At 51.9% G+C, this 11,221-nt stretch carries 9 protein-coding genes; 1 reads left to right on the forward strand and 8 read right to left on the reverse strand.

Going from position 1 to position 11,221, the window contains the following annotated elements; all coding sequences use genetic code 11:
* Positions 1-23: 23 nt before the first annotated feature.
* The 7 genes from Q1A20_RS24320 to Q1A20_RS24350 all read right to left on the reverse strand — a co-directional run bounded on the left by Q1A20_RS24320 (position 24) and on the right by Q1A20_RS24350 (position 7,881).
* Positions 24-536, reverse strand: a complete 513-nt coding sequence (locus Q1A20_RS24320; protein ID WP_299406676.1) for an SRPBCC family protein — start codon at positions 534-536, stop codon at positions 24-26.
* Positions 537-778: 242 nt separating this feature from the next.
* Entirely contained in the window at positions 779-1,372 is a 594-nt protein-coding gene (locus tag Q1A20_RS24325; RefSeq protein ID WP_299919284.1) for a hypothetical protein, read from the reverse strand.
* 16 nt (positions 1,373-1,388) lie between these two features.
* Positions 1,389-3,068 (reverse strand): restriction endonuclease, encoded by a 1,680-nt coding sequence (locus tag Q1A20_RS24330; RefSeq protein WP_299919287.1) that lies wholly within the window; start codon positions 3,066-3,068, stop codon positions 1,389-1,391.
* Between the two features lie 185 nt (positions 3,069-3,253).
* Entirely contained in the window at positions 3,254-4,114 is an 861-nt protein-coding gene (locus Q1A20_RS24335; protein WP_299410615.1) for a type I restriction-modification system subunit M N-terminal domain-containing protein, read from the reverse strand.
* A gap of 286 nt (positions 4,115-4,400) precedes the next feature.
* Positions 4,401-6,020 carry a hypothetical protein gene (locus Q1A20_RS24340; protein WP_299410614.1) on the reverse strand — a complete coding sequence of 540 codons (1,620 nt, stop codon included), beginning with the start codon at positions 6,018-6,020 and terminating at the stop codon, positions 4,401-4,403.
* Positions 6,017-7,453 carry a hypothetical protein gene (locus Q1A20_RS24345; RefSeq protein WP_299410612.1) on the reverse strand — a complete coding sequence of 479 codons (1,437 nt, stop codon included), beginning with the start codon at positions 7,451-7,453 and terminating at the stop codon, positions 6,017-6,019. The genes Q1A20_RS24340 and Q1A20_RS24345 overlap by 4 nt, the downstream gene beginning before the upstream one ends.
* Positions 7,454-7,644: 191 nt before the next feature.
* On the reverse strand, positions 7,645-7,881 hold the full coding sequence (locus Q1A20_RS24350) for a hypothetical protein (RefSeq protein WP_299410610.1): 237 nt from the start codon (positions 7,879-7,881) through the stop codon (positions 7,645-7,647).
* Positions 7,882-8,234: 353 nt separating this feature from the next.
* On the opposite strand from Q1A20_RS24350, the gene Q1A20_RS24355 reads away from it, so the two are divergent.
* The gene (locus Q1A20_RS24355) at positions 8,235-9,326 is read left to right on the forward strand and encodes a hypothetical protein (RefSeq protein WP_299410609.1); all 1,092 of its coding nucleotides are present in this window, start codon (positions 8,235-8,237) and stop codon (positions 9,324-9,326) included.
* Positions 9,327-9,328: 2 nt separating this feature from the next.
* Here the strand turns inward: Q1A20_RS24355 and Q1A20_RS24360 are convergent, their stop codons facing one another.
* A complete protein-coding gene (locus Q1A20_RS24360) occupies positions 9,329-10,033 on the reverse strand; it encodes a hypothetical protein (protein ID WP_299410607.1) in 705 nt (234 codons plus the stop codon).
* Between the last annotated feature and the right edge of the window lie 1,188 nt (positions 10,034-11,221).

Genomic DNA, 11,221 nt, shown 5'->3' on the forward strand with positions numbered 1-11,221 from the left:
TAGTTCCCTTGTAGCTGTCCAGATTAAGCCGCAACGTCGGCAATATTGGCAAGGCCAAGTTCAAAGTTCGGACCGATCATGCCATCCATGAAAAGCCCCATGACACGGAAGACCGGGTTCATTCCTAGGTCCATGTCCATGCTCCAGGTCACCTCAGTCGCACCATCGACTGCGACGGCGGAGATCGCCTGTGTCGGCTGACCCAGCGGCCCGAGATCAAGGTCGAAAACGACCTGTTCTTCGGTGACGGAAGCTACCGTCTGCTGGCCCGCACCGTCCTTGCTTTCGAACGAAAAGCCAGAGCCAACTCCGGTCGCCGGGCCGAACATCTGGACCTGCAGGTTCGGATCGAGGTCCTTGTAAGGATTGAAGGTCTGGTAGCCGGTATTGGACGCGGCCAGGTCGATCACGGCCTCCGGTGTTGCCTCGATCATGGCCGAGCGTTCGATGCTCACATGCCGTGGCAAAGCCAAGGTTGCGACGGCCAGCGCGGCAACGCCGCAAGCCGTGTAGGCGGCGATTTTCTTGAAGTTCATAATTCTGTCCTCTCGTCTGTGTTTGAGAAGGGCTTTTTTTGCCTCTTCACCCACACGACGGACGAGAAAAGCGCCAATCGACACCAAGAAGAAAAAAGTTTGGAAAAATTCCCACCGGCCCAAAGCCGACCTTGGACACATGGTCTTGATGCTGCGGTCTCAACCCGCATTGCCGTCATTCGCTGTAGCCGCCAAATCCAGGCTAATTTGAACTCACAGATCGCGAGACCTGGGGGGAGCACCTAATCCCTTTCGAAGAGATCATCAACTTGTGCGTCTATGTTGTCTCCAGAGGCCTCGTCATTGAACGAACTTGGCTCTGCTTGATCGTGTTCTTGATACATTCTGGCGTCTCGATTGCCATCCTTAATGTGGTCAAAGTCAAAAGCATCGACGATCTCTGTTATCGTTTCCGCGGTAACGCCGAAGGGTTCAAGATTGTCTTCTACAAAGCTCCAAACTGAATTATATGCGTCGCCATCTTCATCATCGTGGAGATAGTCTTCCAAGATAGCTTCGTACTCTACGAGTTCAGACACATCTTCCATCCAGTAAGATGTAGCCTCGTCACGAAGGACTCGAAGAAGCTCACTGTCCTCTTCCGTGTCGTTGTTGGACAGCACATTTCGCAGGGCAGATAGCTTGCGAAATTCTTCAGGTGAGGTTGCCTTGGAAGCATAGGTTCTTACAAAATCGCGAGCACTCTTTCTGCCTCCGGATGCTCCAGTTAACGCAACTTTTTCGAAGATATCGCAAGCAAATTCAATCTGGTTTGAGAAGTTATGGACCGGTAGAATCCCTGCAACCTTCGCGACAATCTCGCTGGCACCGCACAACTCAAAAGCTTCAGAATCAGTCTGATATCATCTGCAATAGGCGAGTGAAGTACTTTGGATGTTCCTGAGAAAATCCCTTGTTGATCTTCTCAGCGCAAAGCGTGCTAAGGATTCTGTAATAAAGTTCTTTTGACAGACGCGAGCTTTCCTTCAGACTCTTCAAGTTAACGAGTGAATTCTCAGTGTTGAGGCAGACGAAGAACGCGCCCAAGGTTGCACTGTCGCGGTTGTGGCGTCTAAGCACGAAGTCTGCAACTGAAGGGTTGAACAGGTTTATTTGCGGCCCTTTGCTCGTAGAGCTGATCTCCCTTTGAAGAAGCGAGCCGACGGCAACTTTCATCATTGAGTCAAACTGGAAAACAACGTTCGAGGCAGTTGCTAATCCATCATTCAACACACGATGTTTAAAAGCTGAACGAAGCTCACTTTCGGAAACCGCTGTACCGTTGTAGACAACCAAAAAAACTGCAATTCTGGTAACTTCATCGATCTGTTTGTCAAAGACATGAGCCCAAACGTCTTCGGGATTGTCGAGTTTTTCGACGACGTATGCCCGGTAGTCTTCAATACTGACATCCCGAACTCGGTCTGGATCTGTGATAAATGAGATAAGCCGTGGGTTGAAGTTGTCGTGCTGGGTGATCGTTGCATACCGTCGATCAATATATAGCTGTTCGATGTGCTCGTTTGATAAACCACTGTTCCAAATATGATTATACAGTATCCGAGCCCTATCCAGAATGGATAGAGATGAAATTGTAATTTCATACTCTTTCTTATCGACTTTCTTAATGCCGAGTAAATCGCTGTCGAATTTTCCTTGTTTTAGAACAGAAGATCGCGAAGTAAGGATGAAGCGCTTGGATCGATCGATCTCAATTCGATCCATAAAGTTGAGAACGCGGCTATCCGTTCTACCCTCGATGGCCATCAAGTAGTTTCGACCTAAGAAATCATCAAAATAGAATACTTGCTGTCTACCCTTCTTAAGACCTGCCTCGGCCTCGGAGAGGTCATCTTCAATTACGCACAATTCGAATCCTTTGCCCACGTAGTAGTGGGCAAGTTGGTCCGCTAGTGTTGTTTTTCCGATTCCTCCTTCGCCCGTTATCACAACAGAATGTAGCTCTTCGAGCTTATCGATGGCGTTAGAGTGATTTTCGGTTACGACGTACATCTTCGTAGCGTCAATAATCTGGTCTCTCTTTGCTTCGCGGCGCCCTGTAAGTGCTGAGTTGAGCATTGCATCCAGAACGCTGCTACTTGATAGCCAAAGCTTGTAGTGTTTTTTCTCCACGTCTGGGTACTGAGCAAGCAAGTCGTTAAGGTTATCCTTACCCAAAATGTCGTCTTCCGAGGTGATGTATGGGCTGAAAATGTCTTTCAACTTGATCTTGTCCGCTCTTGAGAGTGGAAGTGAAGTAGCGAAGATGTAGCGCTTTGGGTTGATCAGCTTGACCTTGTGTGCTTCATCCTTGGCCAATCGACGCATCAGCGCCGCGATCCCACTCTTTATCCAATGCTTGCTCTGGACGATTACCTCGTGCTCTTTTGCTGAAAAGAACCTCCCATCTACCCCTGCATCTTTACCGGGTTTGAAGCGATCAACGTGCACGGACTCTTTACTTGAAATCAGGTCGTTCACCAGAACCTCGAACTCTTTGTCGTTCAGGTTGTCAAAATTGTAGTTTTGCAAGAAGTACACCCTCAAATGCGTTCGGGTCTCGATGTTCACACATATTTTCAGGCGAGACGGAAATTCACAAGTCTACAAGACTCCAATAACAAATTTCGGCGATACAGAAATGGTGGTTTCTGATAACCGCTTGGTTGGGGCTGTCAGACAATAGAGCTGTGTCGATCCGTTTTGCGGAGTGGTTTCTAGGAACCTATGAAGCGAAACTTAGCCTCCGTGGTTCGTTTCAAAAAGAGTTCAGTATTGGCAAGTAGCTTGGCCATAGCTGGGGTGTATGTCGCATCACTGACGGACGGCTGAACGATAACCACACCAAAACTCAGTTTGGCCTTTCGCGACTTTTCAACAAAGTACGACAGCTTCTTGAGGTCGCCCTTTAGTACTCGTGAAGCCCCTTGTTTAGCCCATTTTTCATGGCGCTTTCTAAGTGATGTTGCCAGCTTCGGTAACCCTTCATGCTTCACAACGATGGACTTCTGGGCCTGCCCGCAAACCTCATAGAAGTTGGCGATCTGCCCTGAGACCTTTCCATTGCTTGCATATTTGCAGTGTATCAAGGTCAGGCGGATTTCGCTTTCTGTCGCGAAATGGCGCATCAGGTATTCATAGGCGTCGCCCAGAATATCATCATGGTCCGCGCGATTCTTTGCGAAATTCAGATCCGGGCTTGAGAAAATGGAAATCAGACGACCAAGCCGGTCAACTCGGTCATTGCCTTCGCCAAGCTTGTTCGGATCGTTAAAGTCGGGGAAATCCGTGCGTGCCAGCATCTCATTGGCATCAACAAGCCGCTGAATGACCTGCGTATTGATCAGATCACCAATATTCGGGTTTCCCGTAAGGGCAGCCATATCGTTAAAGCTCGCGCCTTTCGGAATGGTGATTGGCGGCTCAAGATCATCGCTGTCCCCGTATTTGTCGGAGACGTATTTGATGAACAGCATGAATAGGACGTAGTCTTTGTATTGACTAGCATCTATTCCTCCGCGCAGTTCGTCGCATAATGCCCAAAGGGATGAATAGAGATCGGATTTCTTGACTGCCATTGAAGCTCTTCTGTGTTTGTCTTTGTTCTGATGCACGCTCACAACCTAGTTGCCAGAAACACTATGTAAGCAACAGGTGTTCTTCCAGTCATAACTACCGACTTCGACAGGAGCATCCCAATACGGCTTCGGGCGAGGGGGCCATTGCTGCGACCTCCCCAAGTGCTTGCTGCGCTCGAACTCGTTACCGATGCAAAAGGATGTCCCCGTCGGGCTCCTAGGGTGTTCGGTTTTCTCGTAATACCTCACCACCAAGTGGGCCCGGGGAGGGCAAGCAACACAGAATTTACGAATGAGGAGAAGTGTATATGGGCGTGAGAACCTTTGGACCGGGATCACCCTCAAAATTTTCGATGGTCGGCTTCTGTTCCGGCAGCGCAGGATGGGCACCACCGATCGCCACAGCCAACTGAGGATAGTAGGGTTCAATCTCCGGGTAGGCTTCCTTCAGCTGTTCAGGCATGGCCTCTCTGAGCTCGAGCTTCATCCGTTGGTCACCGTCTACAAGAGGTTCTGAAACGAGCTCTTCTACCAACGACAGGCTTGCGCCACCCCCCGTTGGAACAAGGTAGACCTTCGCATTGTTTTCCCTGATCGCGAATGCTGCCTTGGAAACCATATCCTTGATCGAGCTATAGATCTTTTCGACCATCGGATCGCGACGAAAATCCTTCAAAGAGACCTCAACAAGCTCGTCAGTGACAAGTTCGACGAGAACTTCGCCTGTCGAAAAAAGCGCTTCCTTCTCGGCTCGGATGGTCCGGCGCAGCGCTCGCTCCGCCTGCAAGTACTCAGTGCTGCCCTTTGCGAGAGAACTGTGCTCCAGAATGAATTTCTGGAGCGCGTTGTCTATCGCATTACCTGCAAGGTTCTTGGCATCGCGTGCGCTTTGGATCTCCCATACCTTTGCGCGCTGCCCCCTTCCTTTTACGCATATGCATCCCGCAACGTCGGTTGTACCTGCACCAATATCAAGGATAACGAAATGTTGCCTCCCTGTCGGTTGCGCCTCCATCAACGCACCGGCTCCCGCCGCTGTAGCTTCAGCAACAGCTTCATTGAGAATATCGAACGGCAAATCCTCGTCAGAGGCCTGTCTGGCGGCCAACAGAAGCTTCGATGCCCGACGGATGTCCAGCTGCGCCTCGAAATCCGAAGGGTAGCTCCGCGCCAAGGCAATCGCCTCTGCAACTATCCGACGCATTGAGACTGAGTTCTGCTCCGCAATTTCCTTCTTCCATGCTGGATGTGTGTAACGCATCGAAACGGATTGCGGCAGCCCGACTGAAGCAAGAGACTGGTCGACCATTCTTACAAGGTGAGAAAGATAGAGAACGAGTGCATCCCTTTCCGCAAAGATCCCATCCGGAACCTTGGCCTCGGGCAACATACGTTTCTCGAGGTTCGAAACGTCCTTGCTCAAGTTCATATACTGCTTCGGGTTATCAATAAGCTGGTCCTGTTCGGCAGCTATGTCGTCAAAGGCCTTTCGCGCGGACCGTCCGAAGTAGATCTCCCCCTGATTTATCAGGAGCTCGGATGGCATGAGATATCGCGCTGATCCTTCAGCGTCGGGAGATAACGCGATATCGATCAGCTCAGGGGCTTCTTCGGGATCATCTCCTTCGCTGGCGTAGGCCTTTGAAAAAGACGTCCCGAAGTCAATGCAGACGAGCCTTTCGTCATCCGAAAGGCTCTCGGGCAACCACTTGACGACCGGCTGAAAACCGTCGGTCGACGGAACCCGTTCGATCCGAGGGGCGTCTTCGGTAGGCACTTCTTGCTGGATGCCGATCAAGAATTGAACAGCCTTCAATTCGGCCTCCGACAAAAAGGTATTCTTTCTGTTTGACGCGGCTCGCTCCACGAGACCCTGAAGGATAAGTCTTGCGAATTCCTCGTTCATGAATGCTTAACCCTCGGCTTGAGTAATATGAGCGGCGAGCGGTTTGGCTCGGTCTTGCGGGTGCCAGGCCTGACAACCAGAACATTTGCACCGATAGGACCCTCATTGATCGCATCGTGCTGCGCAGGATCAAATTGAACCACTTCGCCAACATCAAGGAAGAGACTGATATGAAGCCTCTTGGCCAGGGACTGCACAACTTGAGAGACCTGCTTCGCTCTTCCGGAGATGTCAGAGATCAGCTTCCCCTCGTCCGGCATGAGCTCACTCACATCTTTGGAAATTCTTTCGGTTGCAGCTGCATCAAACTCGGAAGATCTCACATAAACGAGCAGCCGCGATACATCTGTGTCTAGGCGCTCGCCGGAAAGGGCTTCCACTGCAGCGCTCGAATGACGCTTCGCAGGTTCTTCACCGGTGCAGAACCACGTTGAAAGATCCTCAGGCAGGCTGGCATCGCGGTCGACGATCTCCCGCGCGACCCGCCCTAGGAGACTGCTACCGCCAATCGCGACGAGGCTTTTTCGCAGCGCATTGTTACGAAGTCCCTGACGTGCGAATACATGCAACGCTTCGGCACCATGACGTACCAACCTCCGAGAAATTGCCTCAAATTCCTGCGGCGGAGATGCTGGCCGCCACCAGTTTCTGAGGTCTTGAGCAATGAAGTACGAGCTCGGGTCGGAAGCAGCAGCGAATGAAAGGCGAACCACGTCCGTCAGGGACGCGATCAACTCGAGAGCCGCTTCGTCTCGCAAACGTCGGTCCTCCGGTCCCTCCTCGGAGAGGTGACCGGTGTAAAGGATCCTGAGTTGGCGACTGAACTCGGATCCAGCCGGCAAGTCGGACGTTACAACCTTCTCGCTGATAGCTGAATTGATCCGTCTAATACGTCGCGCCAATGTATCGGATCGATCACGCACCGATCCAAAAAGTAGGTCAATATTCTCGTTAATTCGTTTGAGGAATTCGTCACGTGTCTTGGCCGCCGCCAGACCAACCTCCACCCATACTCGCCTTGCCTTCTCCCCCAGGTCATCTCGAACAATTTCTGAAAAGGCAATCTCGACCACTTCCGGTGAAGGATTTTGCTGCATGGCCTTAGCGAGGTACCAACGATCCTCGCCATCATGGAGCGCCTCAAAGGGAGGAAGTCCTGCGTCAGCTCGCTGGCCCACGATCGGGAAGAAGACGTTTTCCATTGGCTTCGAAACCGAGGCTGCCCTTCCCGCAATCGACAGGCTGTACCATACATCCAAAGGGTTTCCCTTCAGAATTGTTTCTCGCAGCCCGGCAAGAATACACCCGAACTCATCGGTCTCGACAAACTCCTTGGTGAGCCTGCGATCCTGAATGACCTTGCGCAGAGCGGCCACGACATCAGGCTCCGCGACCTGGTCGCCTTTTCCTTGAGCGTCTTCCTGTTGGCCCATGCTCTACCTCGATCAACCCCTGTGTCGGTCTTTGGGTTGACCGACTTTGCCCTGGAACTGGTACAGACCCAGCCCTAACCTGGTTTGTACACTAATACACCGAAACCTCGCACTTTGGAGGGTAAAACCAAAGGTATCCGGTTCCCCAGTATGATTGGTTTGCGCAGGGCCGACAACGGATAATTTCGGCTTCAACGCAGATCTGACGGGCCGCGCGCAGCTTCGCGATCTGCGGTTGGAGGTCGGCTTTGGCCGCCTGTGAAATCGCCTTTGCGATATGCTGTGAGGATCGGCGGATGTAGCTGCCCAAGCGCCAGCCGCTGGCGCACCATATGCTCGATGATCCCGAAGGATACGGCGATATCTGCCGCATCGCGCCCCTGTTTCACCAGCGTGGCGAAGGCCTTGTACTGATCCACCTCGTCCATCGGCAGCCGTTCGATGTTTTCGGCAAGGGCGGCCGCAATGACACAGTCAGCGGCGAAGATGGCAACGACAGTGCGACCGGCGGGCGGGACCAGCGACGATCAGGAATCGGGCGGCTCAGACGATGACACGGTGCATGGTGAGGACGGCGGGGATATTGTTTGGCTTGCTGACACATTTGACAGGCTTTCTGATTTGACCCATGAGCGAACCATGCGGCTATCTCAGAGTTTGATGAAGTTGTAACACTCGACTTCTTCATTCTCGCTGGTCTAGACTTCTGTCTTTACTAAAGAGCCCGTGGCAGCCAGCCTATGCGTCCAACATCTGTCTTCGCATTTGGAGCGTATTGGACTTGAAGAGCGGCACATCAGTATTTTTAGACAACGCGAAGCGCGCTATTCATCGGCTGATAGCTTTTGCGTCCTCGATGTATGGCCTAGTTGTCCTACTCATAGTCATCGCTTTTCGGTCAATTTTCGAAGCAAGCGTTTCTGTATCGATAGTTGTAGCACTCGCAACTGCGTGGTTAGCTCGAACAGCAGCGCTTTACCTACGCAACTACTTCTCAAGTAAGCCAATCTTTCAAACCCATAGCCAACTCGGCTCGCTCCGTTCAAGACTCTTTTTGTGGGCGGTGGTCATGATAACTGGCGTTCCGATTTATTTAAGTTTGGAAAGATCAAGAATTTCCACTGGCCTTTCTCCGGTTCAACAAGTTCATCTGTTTCTTTGTGAGGCGATGCCAAAAGTAACCCCGGGTTCCGACCTTTGCTCTGCTTATGCCGAAACAAGACTAGCCGCACGTCAGCGGCTGGCTGTAGAGGAAGCCGAGCGTAAGAAGCTGGCGGCAGAGGAAGCCGAGCGCCAGAAGCTGGCGGCAGAGGAAGCAGAACGTCAGAGGCTGGCGGCAGAGGAAGCAGAACGTCAGCGGCTGGCTGTAGAGGAAGCCGAGCGTAAGAAGCTGGCGGCAGAGGAAGCCGAGCGTAAGAAGCTGGCGGCAGAGGAAGCAGAACGTCAGAAGCTGGCGGCAGAGGAAGCCGAGCGCCAGAAGCTGGCGGCAGAGGAAGCCGAGCGCCAGAAGCTGGCGGCAGAGGAAGCCGAGCGCCAGAGGCTGGCTGCAGGAGAGAAGTTGAGTGACTTGGATTTTCAAAGAGAACTTGATCGACTAGGTTGCCTCCCCGGACCTCTTGATGGCGAATGGGGACGTCGAACTTCGGCTGCGCTGGCAAGAGTAGCTAGTGTATTGGACGAACCCTTGGCAGATTATCAGCGTAACGCAAATTTGTTAAACATCTTGAAGACCACGAAAGACAATGCCTGTAAGGAACTTTGCAAACCCAACGAGACGCTCACAGAGCGAGGATGCGTAGCACCGGCACGAAGAAATGCACCCCAAAACAAAGACTGTATAGAGATTTGGGAGTCGGTAAGTTGCGCAGAATAAGTTCAAAACTCGACTTCTATCCAAGCGCCTTCTCTTTCGACTCTAGCTTTTTGAGGAACCAAGTAAACCAAACCCCTCTGCGTAATCGTTTTTGCGCCCCGTACCACACCTTCAAACTCTTGGTCAAAGCAACGAGCTTTCCAACGTGCACGATTGAATCCTGCCGCTACTATCTTGCCTGAACACAAAGGAATTCCGTCACCGGTCAGCCAAAAATTTAACTCTGTGGCGTTTGGTCCTTCAAATTTTGTGGGGCTCTCGCGGTATACACCCTGCATTTTCCTCGGTTGGTTTTTTCCGTCGAAAACTGTGATGGCAGTCAAAATTGAAGCCGGCTGGAAGACTGCGCGTCGATAGACACTATCTAAAACCTTTCCTCTTTCGACAACAATTATGCAAGGTGTTTGAACACGAAGTTGCCGACGAAGCTTCCGCATCGACTGTTCGCACTTCCGTAGCACAAAGGGTCGCGCTTTATTCGGAGGAAACTCAGAGAACAAGCACGTGTGCGCCAATCCGCTTGCCCATGCAACATAGACGTTGCGTTTGCCTCCTCCTAGTTCCGTAGCTCGCCGAAAACACCTTTTGTATTGGTAGTAAGCTTCCGACTTTGACACTCCGTCAGCTTTTACAGATGCTCCAAGAACGAATTGTCCGAACAAAAAAATAATCAGGAAGGGAAAAAGGGCATTTGCTTTGAGGTTCAAGTCGATACGTCCATTTTACTTCTTGCAGCTACAGACTGGAGTACAGGTTCGTGACGTGTCAACTGACTTGTCTTTTTTCACTAAGCCGTCGCAATTGATCAGCTATCGAAAAGTCGGAATCTGACCCGGTCTGGGTCAAAATTTCTACGTGCCAATGAGCCTTCGAGACCGTTGTGGGCATCAGTTATCTCGGAATATCCGGATGGTTGGCTCTTAGATCCTACGGCATGGATTGTCAGAAGAAGCTTCGCGCGCAGTCAACGAGTTTGAGCCTTCAAATCGCCTAGCAAATCAGCACGAAAACATAGATATGGCACTTGCAAAGAGCATGGAAAGTTCTTCCCAAGGGCGCGCGCCAACCCGAACTCACCAAATCCGCCCAGAACTATATTGATCTGCACCGCCATGCCGCCGTACGCGCCGACCTATTGCGGCACAGCGGCATGGCCCTGTGCCTGATTCGGGATGCCCGTTTGAACGCGCTCTTAGCTGTCGCAGCGAAAGGCCGGTTCGACGGGCCGCACCGCAGCATCCAAAGTTCGAGTTGGGCGGCAGCTATGGGCCGTTCCCACTAGTTTTGCTGAGCTATCGGCCATCGGCTTTTTTTATGAGCCAGCGGGATGTGGACAAGCCAAACGCTCCTGACCGTCAGGGTGAGGGCGCAGCCCTCCCCCTCGGGCAACCCTATTAGACAGGGCCGTGTCCTCGGCCGTGCCTGCGGGCCGCAACACCCCTGTCGAATAGCATTGCCTCGCCCCCTCCCGCGTTCGCCACGTGGCAGATCAGCAGGAACAGGTGGCTTCGCCGACTGAACCTGCAAATCAGCCCTGATTTTCCAAAACGGAAGTGAGATCAACGCAACAAGCCCTCAGGCGACGACATGGAGATTGGGTCAGTTTATGACGCAAAGGTCAATTTCGTCTGACGTCCAACAGGTGTGGGGCGACACATAGTTTTTCCATTTTGTCGACACTAACCCTTTGATTTTTCGGCAGCCAACTTTCCTCCAACGCACCAGGTTTACCTTTTGCGACTCAAAGCTTTTCCATCGACGGGCAGCTTCGCGGAAGGAGACCTTGGAGCTTAACGCGGCGAAGGACCTGAAAGAGCCTATTTTGTTGAAGAAGTCTTGTTGCTTTGAAGCAAGTCCTTTGATTCACTCGCTATTGTAGATTGGGGGAGGATTTT

It is taken from the genome of uncultured Roseobacter sp. (assembly GCF_947501835.1).
GTDB lineage: Bacteria > Pseudomonadota > Alphaproteobacteria > Rhodobacterales > Rhodobacteraceae > Roseobacter.

Bases quoted from the DNA above. Each gene is read 5' to 3' on its own strand.
- Q1A20_RS24340 (WP_299410614.1), bottom strand. From the start codon at position 6,020: ATGAACGAGGAATTCGCAAGACTTATCCTTCAGGGTCTCGTGGAGCGA.
- Q1A20_RS24345 (WP_299410612.1), bottom strand. From the start codon at position 7,453: ATGGGCCAACAGGAAGACGCTCAAGGAAAAGGCGACCAGGTCGCGGAG.
- Q1A20_RS24320 (WP_299406676.1), bottom strand. From the start codon at position 536: ATGAACTTCAAGAAAATCGCCGCCTACACGGCTTGCGGCGTTGCCGCG.
- Q1A20_RS24335 (WP_299410615.1), bottom strand. From the start codon at position 4,114: ATGGCAGTCAAGAAATCCGATCTCTATTCATCCCTTTGGGCATTATGC.
- Q1A20_RS24350 (WP_299410610.1), bottom strand. From the start codon at position 7,881: ATGGACGAGGTGGATCAGTACAAGGCCTTCGCCACGCTGGTGAAACAG.